Origin of the sequence: Lelliottia wanjuensis (assembly GCF_030238365.1) — a bacterium.
Lineage (GTDB): Bacteria > Pseudomonadota > Gammaproteobacteria > Enterobacterales > Enterobacteriaceae > Enterobacter > Enterobacter wanjuensis.
The window spans coordinates 187,393-214,391 of sequence record NZ_JASSOT010000062.1 but is presented as its reverse complement, the minus strand read 5'-3'; the positions used below and the strand labels follow the sequence as shown (position 1 = coordinate 214,391).

The following is a 26,999-nucleotide window of genomic DNA, read 5'->3' as shown; positions in this document are numbered from 1 at the left end:
ATCAAATTAAAAATTCATTGACTTAAGGTGCCGGATACTTTAACCCTAAAAGGATACAGGACAGACAGAAAACAACACAGAGCACACAACATCCATGAATCGCGTTAGCACCACCACCATTACAACAACCATCATCATTACCACAGGTAACGATGCGGGCTGACGCGTAACAGGAAAAACAGAAAAAAGCCCGCACCTGAACAGTGCGGGCTTTTTTTTCGACCAAAGATCACGAGGTAAACCATGCGAGTCTTGAAGTTCGGCGGTACATCAGTGGCAAACGCAGAACGCTTTCAGCGCGTTGCCGATATCCTGGAAAGCAACGCCAGGCAGGGGCAGGTGGCAACCGTGCTCTCTGCCCCGGCGAAAATTACTAACCACCTGGTGGCGATGATTGAAAAAACCATCGGTGGGCAGGATGCGCTACCGAACATCAGCGATGCCGAGCGTATTTTTGCCGAGCTGCTGCAGGGGCTCGCCGACAGCCAGCCCGGCTTCCCGCTCGCACAGCTGAAAGCTCTGGTTGAACAAGAATTCGCACAGATTAAACATGTCCTGCACGGCATCAGCCTGCTGGGCCAATGTCCGGACAGCATCAACGCGGCGCTGATTTGCCGCGGTGAAAAACTGTCGATCGCTATTATGGCGGGGCTGCTGGAAGCGCGCGGCCACGCGGTCACGGTGATCGACCCGGTTGAAAAACTGCTCGCCGTGGGCCACTACCTCGAGTCCACCGTCGATATCGCCGAATCCACTCGCCGCATCGCCGCCAGCAAAATCCCGGCTGACCACATGATCCTGATGGCAGGTTTCACCGCCGGGAACGACAAAGGTGAACTGGTGGTGCTGGGCCGTAACGGCTCCGACTACTCCGCCGCCGTGCTTGCCGCCTGTCTGCGCGCCGACTGTTGTGAAATCTGGACTGACGTCGACGGCGTCTATACCTGCGACCCACGCCAGGTGCCGGACGCGAGGCTCCTGAAATCGATGTCGTATCAGGAGGCGATGGAGCTGTCGTACTTCGGCGCAAAAGTTCTCCACCCACGTACCATCTCCCCGATTGCCCAGTTCCAGATCCCTTGCCTCATCAAAAACACCGGTAACCCGCAGGCGCCAGGCACCCTGATTGGCGCCAGCCATGACGAAGACGATCTGCCGGTGAAAGGCATTTCGAATCTGAATAACATGGCGATGTTCAGCGTCTCCGGTCCGGGGATGAAAGGGATGGTCGGCATGGCTGCGCGCGTGTTTGCCGCGATGTCACGCAATGGCATCTCCGTGGTGCTTATTACTCAGTCCTCCTCTGAATACAGCATCAGCTTCTGCGTACCGCAGGCCGACTGTGGCCGTGCGCGCCGCGCGCTGGAAGAGGAGTTCTATCTGGAGCTGAAAGAAGAGCTGCTGGAACCCCTGTCGATTCAGGAGCGCCTGGCGATCATCTCCGTCGTTGGCGACGGAATGCGCACGTTGCGCGGGATCTCCGCCAAATTCTTTGCCGCGTTGGCGCGCGCGAACATCAATATTGTCGCCATTGCCCAGGGCTCTTCCGAGCGCTCCATCTCCGTCGTGGTGAGCAATGACGACGCGACCACCGGCGTGCGTGTGACGCACCAGATGCTGTTCAACACCGATCAGGTGATCGAGGTGTTCGTGATCGGTGTCGGCGGTGTGGGCGGCGCGCTGCTCGAGCAGGTCAAGCGCCAGCAGGGCTGGCTGAAGAACAAACATATCGACCTGCGCGTCTGCGGCGTGGCGAACTCTAAGGCGCTGCTGACCAACGTCCACGGCCTGAATCTGGAAAGCTGGCAGGACGAGCTGGCGCAGGCCAAAGAGCCGTTCAATCTGGGCCGCCTGATCCGTCTGGTGAAGGAGTATCACCTGCTCAATCCGGTGATTGTGGACTGTACCTCAAACCAGGCCGTCGCCGATCAGTATGCTGACTTCCTGCGCGAGGGCTTCCACGTGGTGACGCCGAATAAAAAGGCCAACACCTCGTCGATGGATTACTACCATCAACTGCGTACCGCCGCCAGCAAGTCGCGTCGCAAATTCCTGTACGACACCAACGTGGGCGCAGGGCTGCCGGTCATCGAGAACCTGCAAAACCTGCTTAATGCGGGTGACGAACTGCAGAAATTCTCCGGCATTCTTTCCGGCTCGCTGTCGTTTATTTTTGGCAAGCTGGATGAAGGGATGAGCCTCTCGGAAGCTACCCGCGAAGCGCGTGAGCTGGGCTACACCGAGCCGGATCCGCGCGACGATCTCTCGGGCATGGACGTGGCGCGCAAGCTGCTGATCCTCGCCCGTGAAACGGGCCGCGAGCTGGAGCTGTCCGATATCGTCATCGAGCCGGTGCTGCCCGCGAGTTTTGACGACAGCGGCGATGTCGCGACCTTTATGGACCGCTTAGTGCAGCTCGACGACGACTTTGCGGCGCGCATCGCAAAAGCCCGTGATGAAGGCAAAGTATTGCGCTATGTTGGCAACATCGAAGACGACGGCGTGTGCCGTGTGAAGATTGCCGAAGTGGACGGGAACGATCCGCTCTTTAAAGTGAAAAACGGCGAAAACGCTCTGGCGTTTTACAGCCACTATTATCAGCCATTACCGTTGGTGCTTCGCGGTTACGGCGCAGGGAATGATGTGACAGCGGCGGGCGTGTTTGCCGATCTGTTGCGTACCCTGTCATGGAAGTTAGGAGTTTAACATGGTCAAAGTTTATGCCCCGGCTTCTAGCGCCAATATGAGCGTCGGATTTGATGTGCTGGGTGCGGCGGTTACGCCTCTCGACGGTTCGCTGCTGGGTGATACGGTCACCGTCGAAGCGGCGGACAGTTTCAGCCTCAATAATATTGGCCGCTTCGCGAGCAAGCTGCCGCCAGAACCGCGCGAGAATATTGTTTATCAGTGCTGGGAACGCTTCTGTCAGGAGATCGGCAAAAACGTGCCGGTCGCCATGACCCTCGAAAAAAGTATGCCGATTGGCTCGGGCCTCGGCTCCAGCGCCTGTTCCGTCGTCGCCGCGCTGGTGGCGATGAACGAACACTGCGGCAAACCGCTGAACAACACCCGTCTGCTCTCCCTGATGGGCGAGCTGGAAGGGCGCATCTCCGGCAGCATTCACTACGATAACGTCGCGCCGTGCTTCCTTGGCGGCATGCAGCTGATGATCGAAGAGAACGGCATTATCAGCCAGCAGGTGCCAGGCTTTGATGAGTGGCTGTGGGTGCTGGCGTATCCGGGGATTAAAGTCTCGACCGCCGAAGCGCGCGCGATCCTGCCCGCGCAGTATCGCCGTCAGGACTGTATCGCGCACGGTCGTCATCTGGCGGGCTTTATTCACGCCTGCTATACCCGTCAGCCCGCGCTCGCCGCGAAGCTGATGAAAGATGTGATCGCCGAACCTTACCGCACCAAACTGCTGCCGGGCTTCAACGAAGCGCGTCAGGCGTCGCTGGATATCGGCGCGCAAGCGTGCGGCATTTCGGGCTCCGGCCCGACGCTGTTCGCCTTATGCGATAAGCCGGACACCGCGCAGCGCGTGGCGGACTGGCTGTCGAAAAACTACCTGCAAAATCAGGAAGGCTTTGTTCATATTTGCCGTCTGGACACGGCCGGCGCACGAGTACTGGGATAAACGATGAAACTCTACAATCTTAAAGATCATAACGAGCAGGTGAGCTTCGCGCAGGCGGTGACTCAAGGGCTGGGCAAAAATCAGGGGCTGTTTTTCCCGCACGATTTACCCGAGTTTAGCCTGACGGAAGTGGACGACATGCTGAAGCAGGATTTCGTCACCCGCAGCGCGAAAATCCTCTCCGCCTTTATTGGCGATGAAATTCCTCACGAGCTGCTGGAAGAGCGCGTGCGTAGCGCCTTTGCCTTCCCGGCTCCGGTGAAATCCGTTCAGCCTGACGTGGGCTGTCTGGAGCTGTTCCACGGTCCGACGCTGGCATTTAAAGATTTCGGCGGGCGCTTTATGGCGCAGATGCTGACGCACATCAGCGGCGACAAGCCTGTGACGATTTTGACGGCGACTTCCGGTGATACGGGTGCGGCGGTGGCCCATGCGTTTTACGGCCTGAAAAACGTCCGCGTGGTGATCCTCTATCCGCAGGGGAAAATCAGCCCGCTGCAGGAAAAACTGTTCTGTACGCTCGGCGGCAACATTGAAACCGTCGCCATCGACGGCGATTTTGACGCCTGCCAGGCGCTGGTGAAAAAGGCCTTCGACGATGAAGAGCTGAAAGTGGCGCTGGGGCTGAACTCGGCGAACTCGATCAACATCAGCCGCCTGCTGGCGCAGATTTGCTACTACTTCGAAGCGGTGGCGCAGCTGCCGCAGGAAGCGCGTAATCAGCTGGTGATTTCGGTGCCAAGCGGTAACTTTGGCGATCTGACCGCCGGTCTGCTGGCGAAATCCCTCGGCCTGCCGGTGAAGCGTTTTATCGCGGCAACCAACGCCAACGACACGGTTCCACGCTTCCTGAAAGACGGCAAGTGGACGCCAAACGCGACCCAGGCGACCCTGTCGAACGCGATGGATGTGAGCCAGCCGAACAACTGGCCGCGCGTGGAAGAGCTGTTCCGCCGTAAGATCTGGCGTCTGGGCGATCTGGGCTATGCGGCGGTGAGCGATGACACCACCAAAGAGACGATGCGCGAGCTGAAAGCGGTGGGTTACACCTCCGAGCCGCATGCGGCGATTGCCTACCGTGCGCTGCGCGACCAGCTCAATCCGGGCGAGTATGGCCTGTTCCTCGGCACGGCGCATCCGGCGAAGTTCAAAGAGAGCGTGGATGAGATCCTGGGTGAATCGCTGCCGCTGCCGAAAGAGCTGGCCGATCGCGCCGATTTGCCGCTGCTGTCCCACCATCTGCCAGCGGATTTCGCGGCGCTGCGCCAGCTGATGATGACGCGCGGATAGCCTTGTTGTGTCGGGTGGCGGCTTCGCCTTACCCGACCTACGGTTTTTGTAGGCCCGGTAAGCGTAAGCGCCACCGGGCTTTTTTTATGGAGAAATTAAGGAGAGAAAATGCAGGGAAAAAGCAGAAATTCCCAATAAATGCGGTCACTTAGAGATTAGGATTGCAGAGAATAACATCCCCGACTTCCCTCACGTACTCTCCTTACATCGGCCCACGTTGGGCAAGAATGAAAAGGAGTCACCTATGTCTAAACTGAAACCTGCACTGCTCGTGCTTTCACTGATGCTGGTCGCTCCCGCAGTGGTTCAGGCCGGGGAGATCACCCTGGTCCCGGCGGTAAAATTACAGATTGGCGATCAGGATAGAAGCGGGCACTACTGGGATGGCGGCCGCTGGCGCGACCATGACTGGTGGAAATCACATTACGAGTGGCGCGACAACCGCTGGCACCAGCATGACGAGCATCGCGAGCCTCACGATAACCGCCATGGCGATAAACATGATAAGCCTGGCAAGGGGCCGGACTGGAAGCATCATTAACAACGCCTGATGGCGCTGCGCTTATCAGGCCTACGAGTCGCCCTGGTAAGCGTAGCGCCACCGGGGAAATTACTGCTCGTGCCGCTTAAACACCAGCTCGCCTTTCCCTGACGCTTCGCCGTCAAAGAAATACCCGTCAGTGTTAAATTGGGTCAACTGCTCTGGCTTCGTCAGGCGGTTCTCAATGATATAGCGGCTCATCAGCCCGCGCGCTTTTTTGGCGTAGAAGCTGATCACTTTGAACTTGCCGTTCTTCTCGTCCAAAAATACCGGCTTGATAATCTCCGCGTTGAGCTTTTTCGGCTTCACGGATTTGTAGTATTCGTCGGACGCCAGGTTGATGACGATATTATCGCCCTGGGCTTTCAGCGCGTCGTTCAGCTTCTCGGTGATGATATCGCCCCAGAAGTGGTACAGATCTTTGCCTTTGGCATTTTCCAGACGGATTCCCATCTCCAGGCGATACGGCTGCATCAGATCCAGCGGGCGCAGCACCCCGTACAGGCCTGACAGCATGCGCAGGTGTTGCTGGGCAAAATCGAAATCGGCTTCGCTGAACTCTTCCGCCTGCAGGCCGGTATACACATCGCCTTTGAAAGCGAGGATCGCCTGACGGGCGTTTTTCGGGGTGAAATCCGGATGCCAGTCGTGGAAGCGGGTGGCGTTGAGATCGGCGAGTTTGTCGCTGATGCTCATCAGCTTGCCAATCTGCGGGGCGGAGAGTTTACGCGCCTCGCGAATCAGCTGCTGTGAATGATCCAGCAGTTCGGGCTGGGTATAGCGCTCGGTGGCGAGCGGGCTCTGGTAATCGAGCGTTTTTGCAGGTGAAATCAGAATCAGCATATCCAGTCCTTGCAGGAAATTTAGAGCGACTTTAGCAAAAAAATGGCCTGATTTGATCGATGACTGTTATTGCCGGGGCAAATCATCCCAACTGCCCGGCGCAATCTGCGACTCAATTTCGGGGTAACGGGTGGGGTCAAATACCGGCTGCACGCCCATTTTGCGCTGACGCAAGTAATCGCGGGCGATCAGCGCCACCACCGGCGACAGCAGCAAAATCGCGGTCAGGTTGGTGATCGCCATCAGCGCCATAATCACGTCCGCCAGCTGCCAGACCAGCGGCAGGCTCATCACCGAACCCATCAATACCATCCCGGCGATGCCGAGGCGCAAAAACCACAGGTTATTACGCGAGTCGAGGCGCAGGAATATCAGGTTATTTTCGGCATAAATGTAGTTGGCAACGATTGAGCTAAAGGCAAACAGCATCACAATCAGCGAGACAAATCCTGCGCCCCAGCTGCCGGAGAGATTCACCAACGCCTGCTGGACGAGCTGTATGCCCGCCATATCAGCGGAATGAGGAACCGGACCTGCCAGCAGCACAATCATCGCGCTGGCGGTGCAGATGATAATGGTGTCGGTAAACACGCCGATCATCTGCACGATCCCCTGCGCCGCCGGGTGAGGAGGCCATGAGGCGGCCGCCGCTGCGGCATTCGGCGTGGAGCCCATCCCCGCTTCGTTCGAGAACATACCGCGCTGGAAACCGGCCGTCAGCGCCTGACTGATGGTGTAACCCAGCGCGCCTGCGGCAGCTTCTCGCCAGCCAAATGCGGCTTTGAAAATCATGGCGATGACGCCTGGCACCTGTTCGATATGCGTAGCTGTGACGACGAGACTGGCGAATACCCACAGCAGGGCCATGACGGGAACCATCCACTGCATCAGGCGCGCGACGCCTTTGATGCCGGTCACGATGACCAGCAGCGTCATCACGGCCAGCACCACGCCCGTTATCCATTCCGGGAAGCTGAAGGCATAGCGCAGGGCGTGGGCCACGGAGTTCGCCTGGACGGTGTTAAAGATAAGGCCGTAGGCAGCGAGCAGGAAGAGAGAAAACAGGACGCCCATCCAGCGCATCCCCAGACCACGGGACATATACCAGGCCGGGCCGCCGCGGAATTGACCGTGCTTATCGCGCTCTTTGTAGAGCTGGGCCAGCGAGCACTCGGCAAAAGAGGTCGCCATGCCGATAATCGCCGTCACCCACATCCAGAATACGGCGCCAGGGCCACCGGCGCTGATCGCGAGGGCCACACCGGCTAAATTCCCGCTGCCGACGCGTGCCGCCAGGCTGGTGCAGAGCGCCTGAAAAGAGGTTAATCCGCCGGGCTGGGGGTTAACGCTGTTTTTAAGACTTTTGCCAAACTGGCGAATGTAGCGAAACTGAATAAAACCGCTGCGGTAGGTAAACCACACCCCGGCTCCCAGTAACAGATAAATCATTACTGAGCCCCACAGGACTTCATTGATAAAAGAAAAGAAATCAGGCATTAACGTCCCTCTTGTTGATGCCACTGAATAGATACGCGGTAACGCTGAATGAGCACGCTGTTAATTAGCAGGCTGTTAATATTCAGAGTTTACCATACTATCCGTAAGCGCACTGTCTGCGGTTGCGCTGTCATTCCGTCGTGTTATCATCAGGGCAGACCGGTTACATCCCCCTAACAAGTAAGCCTGTCATTTTTCCGCTGCGGGCAGGCTGTCGGTAGCGTGAATTATCCAGGGCACGTTAAAAGAGAAACACTATCATGACGGATAAATTGACCTCCCTTCGTCAGTTCACCACTGTCGTAGCTGACACCGGAGATATCGCGGCAATGAAGTTGTACCAGCCGCAGGATGCCACAACTAACCCTTCTCTGATTCTTAACGCCGCGCAGATCCCTGAGTACCGCAAACTGATCGACGAAGCTGTGACCTGGGCGAAAGGCCAGAGCAACGATCGTGCGCAGCAGGTTGTGGATGCAACTGACAAACTGGCTGTGAACATCGGTCTGGAAATCCTGAAACTGGTTCCGGGTCGTATCTCTACCGAAGTTGACGCGCGTCTGTCCTACGACACCGAAGCGTCTATCGCCAAAGCCAAACACCTGATCAAACTGTATAACGATGCGGGCATCAGCAACGATCGTATCCTGATCAAACTGGCTTCCACCTGGCAGGGCATTCGCGCTGCAGAACAGCTGGAAAAAGAAGGCATCAACTGTAACCTGACTCTGCTGTTCTCCTTCGCGCAGGCGCGTGCGTGTGCAGAAGCGGGCGTGTACCTGATTTCTCCGTTCGTGGGCCGTATTCTGGACTGGTACAAAGCCAACACCGACAAGAAAGAGTATGCAGCTTCTGAAGATCCAGGCGTGGTTTCCGTGACTGAAATCTACGAATACTACAAACAGCACGGCTACGAGACCGTCGTGATGGGCGCAAGCTTCCGTAACGTCGGTGAAATCATCGAGCTGGCCGGCTGTGACCGTCTGACCATCGCCCCTGCGCTGCTGAAAGAGCTGGCAGAGAGCGAAGGCGCGCTGGAGCGTAAACTGAGCTACACCGGCGAAGTGAAAGCACGTCCAGAGCGTATCACCGAGTCTGAGTTCCTGTGGCAGCACAACCAGGATCCAATGGCAGTAGACAAACTGGCGGACGGTATCCGTAAGTTTGCTGTTGACCAGGAAAAACTGGAAAAAATGATCGGCGATCTGCTGTAATCATTTCCCTGGCCGGGAGCTCTCCCGGCCACGTTACTTCTCTCGTCCCCTGTCTGATTTTCCCCTCTGCGTGTATCATTCTCCGTAATCAGTATTGTTATGAAGGGAATGGATATGAATACCTTACGCATCGGCTTAGTGTCGATTTCTGACCGCGCGTCCAGCGGCGTGTACGCCGACAAAGGCATCCCGGCGTTAGAAGAGTGGCTGGCCGCCGCACTGACCACCCCGTTTGAAGTGCAAACCCGTTTAATCCCGGATGAACAGCCGATCATCGAGCAAACCCTGTGCGAGCTGGTGGACGAAATGAGCTGCCATCTGGTGCTGACCACCGGTGGTACCGGCCCGGCGCGCCGCGACGTGACGCCGGATGCCACGCTGGCGGTCGCCGATCGCGAGATGCCAGGTTTCGGCGAGCAGATGCGTCAGATCAGTCTGCACTTTGTGCCGACGGCGATCCTGTCACGTCAGGTGGGTGTCATCCGCAAACAGGCGCTGATTCTTAATCTGCCAGGCCAGCCGAAATCTATCAAAGAGACGCTCGAAGGGGTGAAAGCCGAAGACGGCAAAGTGGTGGTGGCGGGGATCTTTGCCAGTGTACCGTATTGTATACAGCTGCTGGACGGGCCTTACGTCGAGACCGATCCGCAAATGGTAGCAGCTTTTCGCCCGAAAAGCGCAAGGCGCGAAATAATCTCCTGAAATTGATGTGTTTGTGACATAAGCTACAGCCTCAATGGCGTGGTGTTTGATTTACGGTATAGTCATTTTTTCTTTACGATCACTGTAAAATTAAATCAACACTGCCAGTAAAGGTTTTGCAATGTCACATTACACCCGGCCTCTGAATCGTCAGGACTACAAAACGCTCACGCTCGCGGCCCTCGGCGGCGCGCTGGAGTTTTACGATTTCATCATCTTCGTCTTCTTTGCCGCCGTTGTCGGCGAACTCTTCTTCCCGGCGGATATCCCGGAATGGCTGCGTCAGGTGCAGACCTTCGGTATTTTTGCCGCAGGCTATCTGGCGCGCCCGCTGGGTGGCATTATCATGGCCCACTTCGGCGATCTGGTCGGGCGCAAAAAGATGTTTACCCTCAGCATTCTGCTGATGGCGGTGCCGACGCTGGCGATCGGTCTGCTACCGACCTATGCCTCGATGGGGATTGTGGCACCGGTTCTGCTGCTGTTGATGCGTATTTTGCAGGGTGCGGCGATTGGCGGGGAAGTGCCGGGGGCGTGGGTGTTTGTTGCTGAACACGTTCCGGCGCGTCGCATCGGGATCGCCTGCGGGACCTTAACCGCCGGGCTGACCGTCGGGATTTTGCTCGGCTCGGTCGTGGCCACGCTGATCAACACCAGCATGACGCCGCAAGCCGTGCATGAGTGGGGCTGGCGAATTCCGTTTCTGCTGGGCGGGGCGTTTGGCCTGGTGGCGATGTATCTGCGCCGCTGGCTACAGGAGACGCCGATTTTCCTTGAGATGCAGCAGCGTAAAGCCCTGGCGCAAGAGCTTCCGGTGAAAGCGGTGGTGGTGCGCCATCAGAAAGCGGTAGTGATCTCCATGCTGCTGACCTGGCTGCTGTCCGCCGGAATTGTCGTCGTGATTTTGATGTCGCCGGTCTGGCTGCAAAAACAGTATGGCTTTGCCCCGGCGGTGACGCTGCAGGCCAACAGCATCGCGACCATTATGCTCTGCTTTGGCTGTCTGATTGCCGGTCTGGCGGCGGATCGTTTCGGGGCCAGCCTGACCTTTATCGTTGGCAGCCTGCTGCTCGCCGGATCGAGCTGGGCGTTCTATCACCTGGCGGGCGCGCATCCGGAACAGCTGTTCCTGCTCTACGGCATCGTGGGCCTGTGCGTTGGCGTCGTCGGGGCCGTGCCTTACGTGATGGTTCGCGCCTTCCCGGCGGAAGTACGCTTCACGGGCATTTCGTTCTCCTACAACGTCTCGTACGCCATTTTCGGCGGTTTAACGCCGATAGCCGTTACGCTGCTGATGGGCGTCTCGCCGATGGCTCCGGCCTGGTACGTGCTGGCACTGGCGTTGATGGGGCTGGTGCTGGGGATCTGGCTTCGCGGTGAGCGCCATCAGCTGATGGCGCATACGCCGGTTAACGAGGGGTAAAGCTCAGGATGATGTTGTCATCCGGGATATGGGTGAAGCTTTTGATCAGCTCGTGATAATCCGCCTGCGGATCAACGTCCTTGAACAGCGTTGGGTAGAAGATTTTACTCAAGGCTTCAATGGCGATGATGTTGTACGGATTGTTGTAGAAGTGATGGTATAGCGCACCGGTATGGCCCTGCGCGACGGCCGGAATGCTGCTCACGCCCTGGCGCGACACCAGCGCCTTAAATGCGGCGGCGACATCGCTTTCCGGCACGTTATAGCCAAACGGAATAATCGCGGTGCCTTTCCCCGAGCGCTTTGATCCGGTCATCAGGTAGTAATCCGGGTTCAGGGAGATAATTTTTTCCACCGAGATATTCCCGGTTGCGCCCGGTAGCAACTGCGAGCCAATGTTCACGCCGCCTGCGGCCTCTACCAGCCCGCCCCAGCCGTTGTGCGCGTGGGTGAAGCAACAGCCGTTATCCAGCCCGGCGACCCCGGCAATCGGTTCGATAAACACCAGCGGCTTTTTCTCTGCTTCCGTCAGGCGCTGGTGAATTCTGTCCAGACGCTGCTGATAGAAGTCGACATAGGCCTGCGCACGATCCGTCTGGCCCAAAACTTTGCCCAGCAGATCGATGCTCGGCAGCGTGTTCTCCACCGGATGCAGTTCGTAATCTACGAACACCACCGGGATGTGCAGGGCTTCCAGCTGGGTCAGCACACCGCTTTGCGTCAGCGAAGGTTTGGCGCGCAGCTGGGCAATCATCAGATCCGGGTGGCGCGAAATCACCGTCTCCAGATCGACGTTCCCCTGATCCGAGAACTGCATATCGAGGATCTTCTCGGCTTCCGGCCATTTGCGCTTCAGCACGTTCCAGGTTTCAGTGTCCTGTTTCTTCGGCAGGTTGTTCCACGCCACCACTTTGGCGAAGGGATCGTCACGCTCGAGCATCGCCAGCGTCAGAATATCGCGGCCATCCTGCAAAATAATGCGCTGCGGCTCCTGCGGGATAGTCACCGTGCGGTTAGCCATATCTTTTACGGTCACCGGCCAGGTCTGGGCCATCGCCAGCAGCGGTGAGAGCAGCAGTACCGCTGCGAATATCGTCTTCTTAATCGTCATACTTCCCCGTCTTATGATGAGTGTTATGTTGTTAAACCATCGACCACCACGTGCGGCAGTCCTTGCGAACACTTTTCCACCCGGCCTTTCACGCCGTAGACCGTCGCCAGGTTCGCGGGGGTGACCACCTCGCCCGGAACTCCGCTGGCGACCAGGGCACCCTCTTTGAGCATCACGGCGTATTCGGCGTGGCGCAGGGCGATGTTGATGTCGTGGATCACCACCACCGTCACGATGTTGCGCAGCCGCGTTTCGCGGGCAACGATGTCCATAACGTGAAACTGATAGTTGAGATCGAGGGCGCTGAGGGGTTCATCAAGCAGCAGGAGATCGGGCTGGCGGATCAGGGACTGGGCCAGACCAATCAGCTGTTTTTGCCCGCCTGAGAGCTGGTCGAGATAACTCATTGCCAGATGGGCGACGCCGAGCTTTTCCAGGATCGCAAAAGCTTCCTCCCCGGCGTTGCCGTCAACGGGAGAGCCACTGGCGCGTCGCGCGACAATCACCGACTCCAGGGCATGGAGATGCACGCCCGCCGGGAGCGACTGCGGAAGATAAACCACTTTTTGTGCCCGCCTGGCAGAGGGTAACGTCATCAGGTCTTCACCGTTCAGCGCAAGCTTGCCCTGGGCCGGGTTCAGATCGGCCATGGCGCGCAGCAACGTCGATTTCCCCGAACCGTTCGGCCCGAGCAGCGCCGTAATTTTTCCGCGCGGCAGCAGGGGCGTCGTCAGCCCGTTGATGATTTTCTTTTTGCGATAGCCGGTGTGCAGGTCGGTGACGATCAATCCATCCATTACAGCGTCCCCCGGTGGCGAATAATAATGCTCAGGAAGAAGGGCACGCCGACCAGCGAGGTGACGATGCCGACCGGAATAATGACGCCGGGGACGATATTTTTGGAGAGCACCGAGGCCAGGGACAGCACCAGCGCGCCGATCAGCATACTGCCCGGCAGGTAAAAGCGATGGTCTTCGCCAAACATCATCCGCGAAATATGTGGGGCGACCAGGCCGATAAACCCGACCGGGCCGACAAACGCCACCGTCAGCGCCGAGATAATGCTAATGCGCAGGAGCGTCGCCAGCCGCAGTTTGCGCACGTTAATGCCAAAGCTCACCGCCCGGTCTTCGCCGAGGCGCAGGGCGGTGAGCTTCCAGGCGTTTTTCAGTGACAGCGGCACGACGATCAACAGGACTACCAGCAGAATCGCAAGCTTATCCCACGACGCGCGGGCCAGGCTGCCCATCGTCCAGAACACCAGCCCCTGGAGCGTGTCTTCGCTGGCGACAAATTGCAGAATGGAGATCAGCGCGTTAAAGGTGAAGACCAGCGCGATGCCAAACAGCACCACGCCGGAGGTGGCGACGCGCGTCCAGCGGCTGATGCCGTCGAGCACGAAGCAGGCCATCAGCGCGAAAATAAAGGCATTGGCAGAGATGAACCATTGATCGGGAATACCGGGGATCCCCAGCCCAAGGATAATCGCCAGCGCGGCACCAAAGGAGGCGGCGGAAGAGACGCCCAGCGTAAACGGGCTGGCGAGGGGGTTATTCAGAATGGTTTGCATCTCAGCGCCCGCGAGGCCCAGCGCCATTCCCACAACGACCGCCATCAGCGCGAAGGGCAGACGGATATCCCAGACGATCACCCGTGTGCCTGCGTCAGCGGAGGCGGCATCAAACAGCGTGTGCCCCAGGGTTGCAACGGAAATCCCGGACGGGCCGAGGGTAAAATCCAGCAGGAGCGAGAGGACGATCAGCAGCAGAATCACACCTGCGACGACAAAGCGGCGCATCACGACTTTACGGTACTGTGACGCCACCGCAGATCCGTCAGGTTTCACGCTGGCGACAAGAGGGGAACTCATTGGCTTACCTTATGCAACAAAAGCAGAATCGTAGTTTATCCCGAAACGTTCCTGTCTTTGATGCTGCCTGATATCCAATATCCGGGGATGCTCCCGGCGACAATATTCGGGATGATAATGCTTATCAATTAAAATGATATGAAGCGCGCAACTCGTTTAGCTGCGGTTTCTGTTGTGCGCAAAAATTAACCTTCCAGATGGCGGCAGGTCATGTACGCGCCTGTCACGCACAGCGCGACGGGCACCAGGAAACTGTGGTCCATCCGGGTGGATTCCATGATCAGCGCGATGGCCGTGATCGGCATTTGCAGAGACGCGGCGAGAAAACCCGCGGCCCCTGTCAGGGCAAAACTCGCCATATCCGCGCCGGGGAACCAGCGGCCCAGCAGGATAAACAGCACCGAGCCGAGCAGGCCGCCGACGGCAAGTCCGGGTGTGAGCAAACCGCCCTGAGCACCGGCGCGCAGTACCGCCCAGATCACCACCACTTTAAGCATGAGGATCGCGACGGCGAGCTGGAGTGTCACATCGCCGCTAAGGGCCAGCTGCGTCGGGCCTTTGCCATTGCCGGGCAGCTGCGGGAACCAGACGGATAGCGCCCCGAGAGCCGTAAAGGCGATCAGGCTGAAGACCGGCATCTGCCAGTTACTGCGCACTTTGCTGCGTGCGCGCTGCGTTACGCGACGGAACAGAAACGCCGCCGCGCCAAACAGCGGGCCGGAAAGCGCCCCCCAGAAGACCAGCGAAGTGGCGGCGATTTCGGTGGTGAAATGGTACTGATGTTCATCGCCCAGTCCGAGCGTGGCGATCCACGCCGCCAGCGCGGAGGTGACCAGCGCGGCGATGGCTTTCTCCCAGCTGAAGCTGACCAGCAGCACTTCCAGCGTAAAAATGGCCCCGGCCAGCGGAACGTTATACACCGCCGCCAGACCGGCACCGGCGCCGCAGGCGATCATCAGATGGATATCGGCCAGGCTCAGGTGCAGACGACGGGCGACGCCGCTAGCAAAGAGTGCGCCCACTTCGCGCGGGGCGACTTCCCGACCGAGCGGTGAGCCCATCGCGACGGTGATGATTTGCAGAAGCGAGTTAATGAGCGTGGTGACGGCAGGCATCGGTTGGTCTGGGTTTTTGATCGCCTCGCCGATGCTGATGCGTTTTTTGGCGTAGCGCGCCAGCAGCCACCAGCCGATACCCGCTACCAATCCCGCGGCGGTGAGAGCGAGAAAACGCCGCTGGGCGCTGGCATCCGTCACGCCCTCTAAAAACGACTGCGGGCTGATGAGGAGCGTCTGGCTGTAGCCGTAAACGAGGTGCTGAACTTCATGCAGCAGCATGGCGAGCAGCATGCCGCCGAGCCCCGCCAGAATCCCGGTGAGCAGTAACGCAGTCCAGCGATGCAGCCAATATATGCGAGACGGATCATGAGCCATCATACGGAATGTCTTGATAAAAAGAGGGAGAAACAGTGTCCCACAAAGCGACAAAACGAGGAATCAATCAGAAGAATTAAAGCGAGAGATTCGTGCCCGCGAGGCGGGCACGAAGGGGGATTAGTGTTTTTCACCAATCGGCAGTACGGTGCGGCCAAACTGTTCGTTCAGCACTTCGCCCATTGCCAGGTAGATTGCGCTCGCGCCACACGCCAGGCCAACCCAGCCCGCAACGTGAACGATGCTTTCGTTATCAGCCAGATGACCAATCGCCAGCAGGGCGAACAGCACGGTCAGGCTCAGGAACACGAACTGCAGGGCGCGGTTACCGACCAGCGTACCGAAGAACATGAACAGGGTGAAGATGCCCCACAGGCCCAGGTAAACGCCGAGGAAGTGCGCGTTAGAGGCAGCAAAGCCCATATTTGGCATGACCAGAATGGCGACCAGGGTCAGCCAGAAAGCGCCGTAAGAGGTGAAAGCGGTTAAACCGAAGGTATTGCCTTTTTTATACTCCAGCAGTCCCGCGAAGATTTGCGCGATACCGCCGTAAAAAATGCCCATCGCCAGGATAATATTGTCCATCGGGAATAAGCCGATGTTATGCAGGTTCAGCAGAATAGTGGTCATGCCGAAACCCATCAGGCCCAGCGGAGCCGGATTAGCCAACTTAGTGTTGCCCATAAGTCCTCAAAAAAATCATCATTAGTATGGTGAAATGGTTAAACCACGCCCACTCTCCCGAGCAGTGGCGCGGCATAATAATCGGCGCGATCCCTGCCGTCTATGATCTGAGCAGGGTGAAATTAAAAAATTTTTTATCCTTGCCCCTTGATGCATGCCGTTACGACCCCATCTTGTAGTCAACCGCAGTGAGTGAAGCTGAAAAAAATCAAATCAGGGCAGTTGAAACCGCACGTTTCGCCCTTATTACAGATTCACAACCACATGATGAACAAATTTTTAGTGGAGACGTTTAGATGGGTAAAATTATTGGTATCGACCTGGGTACTACCAACTCTTGTGTAGCGATTATGGACGGCACTACTGCACGTGTGCTGGAGAACGCCGAGGGCGATCGCACCACGCCTTCTATCATTGCTTATACCCAGGATGGTGAAACTCTGGTTGGCCAGCCGGCTAAACGTCAGGCCGTGACTAACCCGCAAAACACGCTGTTTGCGATTAAACGCCTGATTGGCCGTCGCTTCCAGGACGAAGAAGTACAGCGTGATGAAGCCATCATGCCGTACAAAATTATCGGTGCTGACAACGGCGATGCATGGATCGACGTGAAGGGCCAGAAAATGGCACCTCCGCAGATCTCTGCAGAAGTGCTGAAGAAAATGAAGAAAACGGCTGAAGATTATCTGGGCGAACCGGTAACTGAAGCGGTTATCACTGTACCTGCATACTTCAACGATGCTCAGCGTCAGGCAACCAAAGATGCCGGTCGTATCGCGGGTCTGGAAGTCAAACGTATCATCAACGAACCTACCGCAGCCGCGCTGGCTTACGGTCTGGATAAAGAAGTTGGCAACCGTACTATCGCGGTTTACGACCTCGGTGGTGGTACTTTCGATATCTCTATTATCGAAATCGACGAAGTTGACGGCGAAAAAACCTTCGAAGTTCTGGCAACCAACGGTGATACCCACCTGGGTGGTGAAGACTTCGACAGCCGTATGATCAACTACCTCGTTGACGAGTTTAAGAAAGATCAGGGCATTGACCTGCGTAACGATCCGCTGGCAATGCAGCGCCTGAAAGAAGCCGCAGAAAAAGCGAAAATTGAGCTCTCTTCTGCGCAGCAGACCGACGTTAACCTGCCGTACATCACTGCAGATGCGTCTGGTCCAAAACACATGAACATCAAAGTGACTCGCGCGAAACTGGAAAGCCTGGTCGAAGACCTGGTGAACCGTTCCATCGAGCCGCTGAAAGTTGCTCTGCAGGATGCTGGCCTGTCTGTCTCTGACATTCAGGACGTTATCCTGGTCGGTGGTCAGACGCGTATGCCAATGGTTCAGAAGAAAGTCGCTGAATTCTTTGGTAAAGAGCCGCGTAAAGACGTTAACCCGGACGAAGCAGTGGCCATCGGTGCTGCGGTTCAGGGCGGTGTACTGACGGGTGAAGTGAAAGACGTTCTGCTGCTGGACGTGACCCCGCTGTCGCTGGGTATCGAAACCATGGGCGGCGTGATGACTGCGCTCATCAGCAAAAACACCACCATCCCGACCAAGCACAGCCAGGTGTTCTCTACCGCTGAAGACAACCAGTCTGCGGTGACCATCCATGTGCTGCAGGGTGAGCGTAAACGTGCTGCGGATAACAAAGATCTGGGCCAGTTTAACCTCGACGGTATCAGCCCGGCTCCACGCGGTATGCCACAGATCGAAGTCACCTTCGACATCGATGCTGACGGTATCCTGCACGTGTCCGCGAAAGACAAAAACAGCGGTAAAGAGCAGAAGATCACCATCAAAGCTTCTTCTGGTCTGAACGAAGAAGAGATCGAAAAAATGGTTCGTGAAGCAGAAGCGAATGCTGAATCTGACCGTAAATTCGAAGAGCTGGTTCAGACCCGTAACCAGGGTGACCATCTGCTGCACAGCACTCGTAAGCAGGTTGAAGAAGCCGGCGAACAGCTGCCAGCTGATGACAAAACCGCAATCGTTGCTGCACTGAGCGCGCTGGAAACTTCCCTGAAAGGCGAAGACAAAGCGGACATCGAAGCGAAAATGCAGGAACTGGCGCAGGCGTCCCAGAAGCTGATGGAAATCGCTCAGCAACAGCACGCACAGCAGCAGGCTGGCGCTGAAGCGGGTGCTTCCGCGAACAACGCGAAAGACGACGACGTTGTCGACGCTGAGTTCGAAGAAGTCAAAGACAAAAAATAATCGCCCTGATGCAGGGTAATTAATCAGCACGGGCGAAGAGGTTTCCTCTCCGCCCGTGCTCGCATGTTAAGGGGCTGAAAAAACCAATGGCAAAGCAAGACTACTACGAGATTTTAGGCGTTCCGAAAACTGCGGAAGAGCGTGAAATCAAAAAGGCGTACAAGCGCCTGGCCATGAAGTTTCACCCGGACCGTAACCAGGGTGACAAAGAGGCCGAAGCCAAATTTAAAGAGATCAAAGAAGCGTATGAAATCCTGACCGACGCTCAGAAACGTGCAGCCTACGATCAGTACGGTCATGCGGCGTTTGAACAAGGCGGCATGGGCGGCGGCGGATACGGCGGTGGCTTTGGTGGCGGTGGCGCTGATTTCGGCGACATCTTTGGTGATGTTTTCGGTGATATCTTCGGCGGTGGCCGCGGTCGTCAGCGCGCAGCGCGCGGCGCGGATCTGCGCTACAACATGGATCTGACGCTGGAAGAGGCCGTTCGCGGTGTGACCAAAGAGATCCGTATTCCAACGCTGGAAGAGTGTGATATCTGCCACGGCAGCGGCGCGAAAGCGGGGACCAAACCGCAAACCTGTCCAACCTGTCACGGCTCCGGCCAGGTGCAGATTCGCCAGGGTTTCTTCGCGGTGCAGCAGGCCTGTCCGCACTGTCATGGTCGCGGTACGCTGATTAAAGATCCGTGCAACAAATGTCACGGTCACGGTCGCGTTGAGAAGACCAAAACCCTGTCCGTCAAAATCCCGGCAGGGGTGGATACGGGCGACCGCATTCGTCTCTCAGGCGAAGGTGAAGCTGGCGAGCACGGCGCACCGGCAGGCGATCTGTACGTTCAGGTCCAGGTGAAACAGCACGCCATCTTTGAGCGTGAAGGCAATAACCTGTACTGCGAAGTGCCGATCAACTTCGCGATGGCAGCGCTGGGCGGCGAAATCGAAGTGCCTACGCTGGACGGACGCGTGAACCTGAAAGTTCCAGGTGAAACGCAGACCGGTAAGCTGTTCCGCATGCGCGGAAAAGGCGTCAAATCCGTTCGCGGCGGTGCGCAGGGTGACCTGCTGTGTCGCGTGGTCGTTGAAACGCCGGTCAGCCTGAATGACAAACAGAAACAGCTGTTGAAAGAACTGCAGGAAAGCTTCGGCGGTCCAACGGGCGAGAAAAACAGCCCGCGTTCTAAAAGCTTCTTCGATGGCGTGAAAAAATTCTTCGATGATTTGACCCGCTAATCCCTTAGCGAGTGTGAATTTTTCAAAGCCCGGAAGCGATTCCGGGCTTTTTCGTTATGCGAGGAACTGCTCGGTAAAACTGAATCAAATCCCAATATTAATCTGATTTTTTCGATCTGTTAGCCTTGGTATTATGGTTTTAACGAGGTATGGTCTTAAGAGAGAACTAAAGTGAAACTTTTACAACGATTCTTCAGCAATGAGGCGTCCGGCGGGGTCATTTTGATCCTCGCCGCGATTGCCGCCATGGTCCTGGCAAACCTGGATGCGACCCAGGGCCTGTATCGTGCGTTTCTGGATACGCCCGTAGAACTGCGCGTGGGCGCGCTGGAAATTAACAAGAATATGCTGCTGTGGATTAACGACGCGCTGATGGCGGTGTTCTTCCTGCTGGTGGGCCTGGAAGTGAAGCGCGAGCTGGTGCTGGGCTCTCTGAACAGCCGTCAGCGGGCCGCTTTCCCGGTCATCGCGGCGCTGGGCGGTATGGTGGTACCTGCGCTGCTCTATCTGGCGTTTAACTACCAGGATCCGGTGGCGCGCCACGGCTGGGCGATTCCGGCGGCGACGGATATTGCTTTTGCACTGGGCGTGCTGGCGCTGCTGGGCAGCCGCGTGCCGGTGGCGTTAAAGATTTTCCTGATGGCGCTGGCAATTATCGATGACCTGGGCGCGATCGTGATCATCGCCCTGTTCTACACCAGCGAACTGTCGGTGCTGTCGCTGAGCGTGGCGGCGGGGGCTATCGCCGTACTGGCATTGCTGAATCTGTTTAACGTGCGCCGAATCGGAATTTACGTGCTGGTGGGTGTGGTGCTGTGGACGGCGGTACTCAAATCCGGCGTTCATGCGACGCTGGCGGGGGTTATCATCGGCTTCTTTGTGCCGCTGAAAGCGGATGAGAAGGGCAAATCCCCGGCGAAGCAGCTGGAGCATGTTCTGCATCCGTGGGTCGCGTTTATGATCCTGCCGCTGTTTGCCTTCGCTAACGCGGGCGTATCGCTCCAGGGCGTGACGCTAAGCGGTCTGACATCCATGCTGCCGATGGGTATCATCGCCGGTCTGTTTATTGGTAAGCCGCTGGGGATCAGCCTGTTCTGCTGGCTGGCGCTCAAGCTGAAGCTGGCTTCCCTGCCGCAGGGAACCACCTTCCGGCAGATCATGGCGGTCGGCGTGCTGTGCGGAATCGGCTTTACGATGTCGATTTTCATCTCGACCCTGGCGTTTGCGTCGATGGATCCGCAGCTCATCGTGTGGGCGAAACTCGGCATCCTGACCGGCTCGCTGCTCGCGGCCTTTACGGGTTATACGCTATTGAAAGTGAAGCTGTCGGGGCAGGTGCAACCGGCATAACAGAAAACGGGGGAGGGCAGAGGCCCTCTCCTGACAATACTCTCAGGGAGCGAAAACGCGATGTCTCACATCAATTACAACCATCTGTACTATTTCTGGCACGTCTACAAAGAAGGCTCGGTGGTGGGCGCGGCGGAAGCCTTGTATCTGACGCCCCAGACCATCACCGGCCAGATTAAAGCGCTCGAAGAACGCCTGCAGGGGAAACTGTTCAAACGCAAAGGCCGCGGGATTGAGCCGAGCGAACTGGGCGAGCTGGTCTTTCGCTATGCGGACAAGATGTTCACCCTGAGCCAGGAGATGCTCGATATCGTGAACTACCGAAAAGAGTCCAACCTGCTGTTTGATGTGGGCGTGGCGGATGCGCTCTCCAAACGCCTCGTCAGTGGCGTGCTGGACGCGGCGGTGGTGGAAGACGAACAAATCCATCTGCGCTGCTTTGAATCGACGCACGAGATGCTGCTGGAGCAGTTAAGCCAGCATAAGCTGGATATCATCATCTCGGACTGTCCGATCGATTCCACCCAGCAGGAAGGGTTGTTCTCAGTGAAGATTGGCGAATGCGGCGTGAGCTTCTGGTGCATCAATCCCCCGCCAGAAAAACCCTTCCCGGCGTGCCTGGAAGAAAGACGCCTGCTGGTGCCCGGACGACGTTCGATGTTAGGCCGCAAGCTGCTGAACTGGTTTAACTCGCAGGGTCTGAAAGTGGAGATTCTCGGGGAGTTTGATGATGCGGCGCTGATGAAAGCCTTCGGTGAAGCGCATAACGCGATTTTCGTTGCGCCAACGCTCTACGCGCACGATCTGTACACCGATGACCGGGTCACAGAGATTGGACGGGTGGATAACGTGATGGAGGAGTATCACGCGATTTTTGCCGAACGCATGATTCAGCATCCGGCGGTGCAGCGCATCTGTAACCGCGACTACTCGGCGCTCTTTACGCCGCCCGCGTCAAAATAAGCCTATAAAAAAACCCGCATTAAGCGGGTTCTTTATAAACAAGCAACAACAAGTGGCGATTAAGCCAGTTTGCTGATCTGCGCGGTCAGGTTTGCTTTATGACGCGCTGCTTTGTTTTTGTGGATCAGACCTTTAGCAGCCTGACGATCCACGATTGGTTGCATTTCGTTAAATGCGTTCTGCGCTGCAGCTTTGTCGCCAGCTTCGATTGCTGCGTATACTTTCTTGATGAAAGTACGCATCATAGAACGACGGCTTGCATTGTGCTTACGAGCCTTTTCAGACTGAATGGCACGTTTCTTAGCTGATTTGATATTAGCCAAGTCCAACTCCCAAATATGATCTATGTGGACAATTCAAAGGCCGAGGAATATGCCCTCTATACCTTCTTTTGTCAATGGATTTGTGCAAATAAGCGCCGTTGAATGGCGACGCTACGTTACGTAGTGATGGCGCAGGATTCTACCAGCTTGTCTCCCCTGAATACAGTCTTTCGATGTAAAAAACGCACTTTGCCGGTAGTTTTTTCCCCTCCGAAAGCTAAGCATCATGAAATCATTACGGCTTTCTGATTTGAGGCAACAATCGCCGGTTAACCTTAACCGCTGTACAAGGTATACTCGGGCGATTTTCACTGTTTTGAGCCTGTCATGAAGCTGATACGCGGCATACATAATCTCAGTCACGCCCCGCACGGGTGCGTACTGACCATTGGTAATTTCGACGGCGTGCATCGTGGGCATCAGGCGCTGTTGCAGGGATTGCGTAAAGAGGGCGAGGCCCGCGGGCTGCCGGTCGTGGTGATGATTTTTGAACCGCAGCCGCTGGAGCTGTTTGCTGGTGATAAAGCGCCCGCACGCTTGACCCGTCTGCGCGAGAAATTGCGCTATCTGGCGGAGTGCGGCGTGGACTACGTGCTGTGCGTGCGCTTTGACCGACGTTTCGCGGCACTGACGGCGCAGAATTTTGTCGGCGATTTGCTGGTCAAACGTCTGGGCGTGCAGTTTCTCGCCGTGGGCGATGATTTCCGCTTCGGCGCTGGTCGTCAGGGCGATTTCTTGTTATTACAGAAGGCCGGTCTGGAGTATGGTTTTGATGTCACCAGCACCATGACTTTCTGCGAAGGCGGCGTGCGCGTGAGCAGCACGGCGGTGCGACAGGCCCTGGCCGACGATCAGCTGGACGCGGCGGAGAACCTGTTAGGGCATCCGTTCGCCATTTCCGGACGCGTCGTGCACGGCGATGCATTAGGTCGGACCATAGGTTTCCCGACGGCGAACGTCCCGCTGCGTCGTCAGGTGTCCCCGGTAAAAGGGGTGTATGCGGTAGAAGTCACCGGACTGGGTGACAAGCCGTTGCCGGGCGTGGCCAATATTGGCACCCGTCCAACGGTGGCAGGTGTGCGCCAGCAGCTGGAAGTGCATCTGCTGGACGTTGTAATGGACCTCTACGGTCGCCATATAGATGTAATCCTGCGTAAAAAAATACGCAATGAGCAGCGATTTGCTTCGCTCGATGAGCTGAAAGCACAAATTGCGCGTGATGAGTTAACGGCCCGCGAATTTTTTGGGCTATCGAACCCGGCTTAATGCCTGAACGAGTTTTAAATACGGAACCGAGAATCTGATGAGTGACTATAAATCAACCCTGAATTTGCCGGAAACAGGGTTCCCGATGCGCGGCGATCTCGCCAAGCGCGAACCGGGAATGCTGGCGCGTTGGACCGATGATGACCTGTACGGCATCATCCGTGCAGCCAAGAAAGGCAAAAAAACCTTCATTCTGCATGATGGCCCTCCATATGCGAATGGCAGCATTCATATTGGTCACTCTGTAAACAAGATTCTGAAAGACATTATCGTGAAGTCCAAAGGACTCACCGGTTTTGACTCGCCTTACGTTCCGGGCTGGGACTGCCACGGTCTGCCAATCGAGCTGAAAGTGGAGCAGGAATACGGCAAGCCGGGTGAGAAATTCACCGCCGCCGAGTTCCGCGCGAAATGCCGCGAATACGCCGCCGCGCAGGTTGACGGTCAGCGCAAAGACTTTATCCGTCTGGGCGTGCTGGGCGACTGGTCTCGTCCTTATCTGACTATGGACTTCAAAACTGAAGCCAACATTATCCGCGCGCTGGGCAAAATCATCGGCAACGGCCACCTGCATAAAGGCGCGAAGCCGGTGCACTGGTGCGTTGACTGCCGTTCTGCGCTGGCAGAAGCGGAAGTGGAGTATTACGACAAAACCTCTCCGTCCATCGACGTGGCTTTCCACGCGGTCGACCAGGATGCGGTGAAAGCCAAATTCGGCGTGACCTCCGTCAACGGCCCAATTTCTCTGGTGATCTGGACCACCACCCCGTGGACCCTGCCAGCGAACCGTGCGATCTCCCTGTCCGCTGATTTCGATTACGCGCTGGTGCAGGTTGAAGGTCAGGCGGTGATCCTGGCAAAAGATCTGGTGGAGAGCGTTCTGAAACGCGCGCACATCAGCGAATACACTATTCTCGGCACCGTCAACGGCGCTGAGCTGGAACTGATGCGCTTCAAACATCCGTTCCTCGACTTCGACGTTCCGGCGATTCTGGGCGATCACGTCACTCTGGAAGCGGGTACCGGTGCGGTACATACCGCCGGTGGCCACGGCCCGGACGACTACAACATCAGCCTGAAATACGGTCTGGAAATCGCTAACCCGGTCGGTCCGGACGGGGCTTACCTGCCTGGCACTTACCCGGCGCTGGACGGTATCAACGTCTTCAAAGCTAACGACATCATCGTCGACATGCTGCGCGCCAGCGGCGCGCTGCTGCACGTCGAGAAGATGCAGCACAGCTATCCATGCTGCTGGCGTCACAAGTCGCCGATCATCTTCCGTGCGACCCCGCAGTGGTTCATCAGCATGGATCAGAAAGGCCTGCGCGAGCAGTCGCTGAAAGAGATCAAAGGCGTGCAGTGGATCCCGGACTGGGGCCAGGCGCGTATCGAATCCATGGTCGCGAACCGTCCTGACTGGTGTATCTCCCGTCAGCGTACCTGGGGCGTGCCAATGTCCCTGTTCGTCCATAAAGAGACGCAGGAACTGCACCCTCGCTCGCTGGAGCTGATGGAAGAAGTTGCCAAACGCGTTGAAGTGGATGGCATCCAGGCGTGGTGGGATCTGGACTCTAAAGAGATCCTGGGCGACGACGCGGCCAATTACGAGAAAGTGCCAGACACCCTCGACGTATGGTTCGACTCCGGCTCTACCCACTCTTCCGTGGTGGACGTGCGCCCTGAGTTCTACGGTCACGCGGCCGATATGTATCTGGAAGGCTCTGACCAACACCGCGGCTGGTTCATGTCATCTCTGATGATCTCCACCGCGATGAAAGGCAAAGCGCCATACCGTCAGGTGCTGACCCACGGCTTTACCGTGGATGGTCAGGGACGCAAGATGTCCAAATCCATCGGTAACACCGTTTCTCCGCAGGATGTGATGAACAAACTGGGCGCCGACATTCTGCGTCTGTGGGTGGCCTCAACGGACTACACCGGCGAAATGGCGGTTTCCGATGAGATCCTCAAACGCGCTGCCGACAGCTATCGTCGTATCCGTAACACCGCGCGCTTCCTGCTCGCTAACCTGAACGGTTTCGATCCGGTTAAAGACATGGTGAAACCGGAAGAGATGGTGGTACTGGATCGCTGGGCCGTGGGCTGCGCGCAAGCGGCGCAGGAAGATATCCTGAAGGCCTATGAGTCTTACGATTTCCACGAAGTGGTGCAGCGCCTGATGCGCTTCTGCTCCATCGAGATGGGCTCGTTCTACCTCGACATCATCAAAGACCGCCAGTACACCGCGAAAGCGGACAGCGTGGCGCGTCGTAGCTGCCAGACTGCGCTGTTCCACATTGCAGAAGCGCTGGTGCGTTGGATGGCGCCGATCATGTCCTTCACCGCAGATGAAATCTGGGCCTACCTGCCGGGTGAGCGCGAGAAATACGTCTTCACCGGTGAGTGGTACGAAGGCCTGTTTGGTCTGGCGGACACCGAAGCGATGAACGATGACTTCTGGGACGAGCTGCTCAAAGTGCGCGGCGAAGTGAACAAGGTGATCGAGCAGGCGCGTGCTGACAAGAAAGTCGGTGGCTCTCTGGAAGCGGCAGTGACCCTGTACGCTGAACCTGAGCTGGCGGCGAAACTGACGGCGCTCGGCGACGAATTGCGATTTGTCCTGTTGACCTCCGGTGCTGCTGTTGCCGATTATGCACAGGCGAGTGCCGATGCCCAGCAGAGCGAACTGCTCAAAGGGCTGAAAGTGGCGCTGGTGAAAGCCGAAGGTGAGAAGTGCCCGCGCTGCTGGCATTACACCACCGACGTCGGCCAGGTGGCGGAACACGCAGATATCTGTGGACGCTGTGTCAGCAACATCGCCGGTGATGGCGAAAAACGTAAGTTTGCCTGATGAGTCAATCAATCTGTAAAAGTGGACTGCGCTGGCTGTGGCTGGTCGTCGTCGTACTGATTATTGATCTGGGCAGCAAGTTCCTGATCCTCCAGAATTTTGCTCTGGGGGATACGGTCCCGCTGTTCCCGTCACTTAATCTGCATTATGCGCGCAACTACGGCGCGGCGTTTAGCTTCCTCGCCGACAGCGGCGGCTGGCAGCGCTGGTTCTTCGCGGGTATCGCTATCGGTATCAGCGTGATCCTCGCGGTGCTGATGTATCGCTCGAAAGCGACGCAGAAGCTGAACAACATTGCCTACGCGCTGATCATTGGCGGCGCGCTGGGCAACCTGTTTGACCGTCTGTGGCACGGCTTTGTCGTCGATATGATCGACTTCTACGTCGGTGACTGGCACTTCGCCACTTTCAACCTGGCCGATAGCGCGATTTGCATCGGTGCGGCGTTGATTGTGCTGGAAGGCTTCTTGCCAAAACCGGCAGCGAAAGAGCAGGCGTAAATGTTTATGCCGGGTGGCGCTTCGCTTACCCGGCCTACAGAATTTGTCGC

At 57.0% G+C, this 26,999-nt stretch carries 23 protein-coding genes and 1 other annotated feature; of the genes, 15 read left to right on the top strand and 8 right to left on the bottom strand.

The genetic code is table 11. From position 1 onward, the window contains the following. The first annotated feature begins 94 nt into the window (after positions 1-94). The 5 genes from thrL to QQF33_RS13695 all read left to right on the top strand — a co-directional run bounded on the left by thrL (position 95) and on the right by QQF33_RS13695 (position 5,468). Positions 95-163, top strand: a complete 69-nt coding sequence (gene thrL / locus QQF33_RS13715; protein WP_107704209.1) for a thr operon leader peptide — start codon at positions 95-97, stop codon at positions 161-163. Beyond that, positions 102-220: a sequence feature (Thr leader region), on the top strand. (Overlaps the previous gene by 62 nt.) 23 nt (positions 221-243) lie before the next feature. Beyond that, complete coding sequence (thrA, locus tag QQF33_RS13710; protein ID WP_285153729.1) at positions 244-2,706, top strand: bifunctional aspartate kinase/homoserine dehydrogenase I; 2,463 nt, start codon at positions 244-246, stop codon at positions 2,704-2,706. A 1-nt stretch (position 2,707) separates the two neighbouring features. After that, positions 2,708-3,637 carry a homoserine kinase gene (gene thrB / locus QQF33_RS13705; protein WP_282491577.1) on the top strand — a complete coding sequence of 310 codons (930 nt, stop codon included), beginning with the start codon at positions 2,708-2,710 and terminating at the stop codon, positions 3,635-3,637. 3 nt (positions 3,638-3,640) lie between these two features. Then, the gene (gene thrC / locus QQF33_RS13700; RefSeq protein WP_285157976.1) at positions 3,641-4,927 is read left to right on the top strand and encodes a threonine synthase; all 1,287 of its coding nucleotides are present in this window, start codon (positions 3,641-3,643) and stop codon (positions 4,925-4,927) included. Positions 4,928-5,171: 244 nt separating this feature from the next. Beyond that, a complete protein-coding gene (locus QQF33_RS13695) occupies positions 5,172-5,468 on the top strand; it encodes a DUF2502 domain-containing protein (protein WP_285146053.1) in 297 nt (98 codons plus the stop codon). Positions 5,469-5,537: 69 nt separating this feature from the next. Here the strand turns inward: QQF33_RS13695 and yaaA are convergent, their stop codons facing one another. Continuing rightward, positions 5,538-6,311 (bottom strand): peroxide stress protein YaaA, encoded by a 774-nt coding sequence (yaaA, locus tag QQF33_RS13690; RefSeq protein ID WP_285157975.1) that lies wholly within the window; start codon positions 6,309-6,311, stop codon positions 5,538-5,540. 66 nt (positions 6,312-6,377) lie between these two features. Beyond that, entirely contained in the window at positions 6,378-7,808 is a 1,431-nt protein-coding gene (locus QQF33_RS13685; RefSeq protein WP_285157974.1) for an alanine/glycine:cation symporter family protein, read from the bottom strand. A gap of 260 nt (positions 7,809-8,068) precedes the next feature. On the opposite strand from QQF33_RS13685, the gene tal reads away from it, so the two are divergent. The 3 genes from tal (at position 8,069) to QQF33_RS13670 (ending at position 11,147) form a co-directional block, all read left to right on the top strand. Further along, entirely contained in the window at positions 8,069-9,022 is a 954-nt protein-coding gene (gene tal, locus QQF33_RS13680) for a transaldolase (protein WP_100777705.1), read from the top strand. Positions 9,023-9,136: 114 nt separating this feature from the next. Further along, positions 9,137-9,724: a molybdopterin adenylyltransferase gene (mog, locus tag QQF33_RS13675; RefSeq protein WP_285157973.1), complete on the top strand. Its 588-nt coding sequence runs from the start codon at positions 9,137-9,139 to the stop codon at positions 9,722-9,724. Positions 9,725-9,845: 121 nt separating this feature from the next. After that, positions 9,846-11,147, top strand: coding sequence for an MFS transporter (locus QQF33_RS13670; protein ID WP_282491583.1), 1,302 nt, complete (start codon positions 9,846-9,848; stop codon positions 11,145-11,147). Here QQF33_RS13670 and QQF33_RS13665 read toward each other — a convergent pair. The 5 genes from QQF33_RS13665 to satP form a co-directional block, all read right to left on the bottom strand. After that, the gene (locus QQF33_RS13665; protein WP_285153733.1) at positions 11,134-12,258 is read right to left on the bottom strand and encodes an ABC transporter substrate-binding protein; all 1,125 of its coding nucleotides are present in this window, start codon (positions 12,256-12,258) and stop codon (positions 11,134-11,136) included. The two genes, QQF33_RS13670 and QQF33_RS13665, sit on opposite strands and share 14 nt — an antisense overlap. A 23-nt stretch (positions 12,259-12,281) precedes the next feature. Continuing rightward, positions 12,282-13,055: an ABC transporter ATP-binding protein gene (locus QQF33_RS13660; protein WP_285157972.1), complete on the bottom strand. Its 774-nt coding sequence runs from the start codon at positions 13,053-13,055 to the stop codon at positions 12,282-12,284. Continuing rightward, on the bottom strand, positions 13,055-14,056 hold the full coding sequence (locus QQF33_RS13655) for a FecCD family ABC transporter permease (protein ID WP_390888476.1): 1,002 nt from the start codon (positions 14,054-14,056) through the stop codon (positions 13,055-13,057). The genes QQF33_RS13660 and QQF33_RS13655 overlap by 1 nt, the downstream gene beginning before the upstream one ends. Positions 14,057-14,313: 257 nt before the next feature. Further along, positions 14,314-15,564 carry a chloride channel protein gene (locus QQF33_RS13650; RefSeq protein ID WP_285157970.1) on the bottom strand — a complete coding sequence of 417 codons (1,251 nt, stop codon included), beginning with the start codon at positions 15,562-15,564 and terminating at the stop codon, positions 14,314-14,316. A 117-nt stretch (positions 15,565-15,681) separates the two neighbouring features. Then, complete coding sequence (gene satP, locus QQF33_RS13645) at positions 15,682-16,245, bottom strand: acetate uptake transporter (RefSeq protein WP_285157969.1); 564 nt, start codon at positions 16,243-16,245, stop codon at positions 15,682-15,684. A 296-nt stretch (positions 16,246-16,541) separates the two neighbouring features. Between satP and dnaK the strand changes: the two genes are divergently transcribed. The 4 genes from dnaK to nhaR all read left to right on the top strand — a co-directional run bounded on the left by dnaK (position 16,542) and on the right by nhaR (position 22,006). Then, complete coding sequence (gene dnaK, locus QQF33_RS13640; protein ID WP_282491589.1) at positions 16,542-18,461, top strand: molecular chaperone DnaK; 1,920 nt, start codon at positions 16,542-16,544, stop codon at positions 18,459-18,461. An 86-nt stretch (positions 18,462-18,547) separates the two neighbouring features. Beyond that, a complete protein-coding gene (gene dnaJ, locus QQF33_RS13635) occupies positions 18,548-19,693 on the top strand; it encodes a molecular chaperone DnaJ (RefSeq protein ID WP_282491590.1) in 1,146 nt (381 codons plus the stop codon). 171 nt (positions 19,694-19,864) lie between these two features. Beyond that, the gene (gene nhaA / locus QQF33_RS13630; protein ID WP_285150631.1) at positions 19,865-21,043 is read left to right on the top strand and encodes a Na+/H+ antiporter NhaA; all 1,179 of its coding nucleotides are present in this window, start codon (positions 19,865-19,867) and stop codon (positions 21,041-21,043) included. Between the two features lie 60 nt (positions 21,044-21,103). Further along, positions 21,104-22,006, top strand: coding sequence for a transcriptional activator NhaR (nhaR, locus tag QQF33_RS13625; RefSeq protein WP_282491592.1), 903 nt, complete (start codon positions 21,104-21,106; stop codon positions 22,004-22,006). 59 nt (positions 22,007-22,065) lie between these two features. Here the strand turns inward: nhaR and rpsT are convergent, their stop codons facing one another. Continuing rightward, positions 22,066-22,329 (bottom strand): 30S ribosomal protein S20, encoded by a 264-nt coding sequence (gene rpsT, locus QQF33_RS13620; protein WP_100777693.1) that lies wholly within the window; start codon positions 22,327-22,329, stop codon positions 22,066-22,068. A gap of 327 nt (positions 22,330-22,656) precedes the next feature. Here rpsT and ribF point away from each other — a divergent pair, with 327 nt between their 5' ends. Genes ribF through lspA form a run of 3 tightly spaced genes read left to right on the top strand, consistent with a single transcriptional unit; the run spans position 22,657 to position 26,949 of the window. Next, positions 22,657-23,595 carry a bifunctional riboflavin kinase/FAD synthetase gene (gene ribF, locus QQF33_RS13610; protein ID WP_285157968.1) on the top strand — a complete coding sequence of 313 codons (939 nt, stop codon included), beginning with the start codon at positions 22,657-22,659 and terminating at the stop codon, positions 23,593-23,595. 37 nt (positions 23,596-23,632) lie between these two features. After that, on the top strand, positions 23,633-26,449 hold the full coding sequence (gene ileS / locus QQF33_RS13605) for an isoleucine--tRNA ligase (protein ID WP_285157967.1): 2,817 nt from the start codon (positions 23,633-23,635) through the stop codon (positions 26,447-26,449). Continuing rightward, complete coding sequence (lspA, locus tag QQF33_RS13600) at positions 26,449-26,949, top strand: signal peptidase II (protein ID WP_282491595.1); 501 nt, start codon at positions 26,449-26,451, stop codon at positions 26,947-26,949. The genes ileS and lspA overlap by 1 nt, the downstream gene beginning before the upstream one ends. Positions 26,950-26,999: the final 50 nt, after the last annotated feature.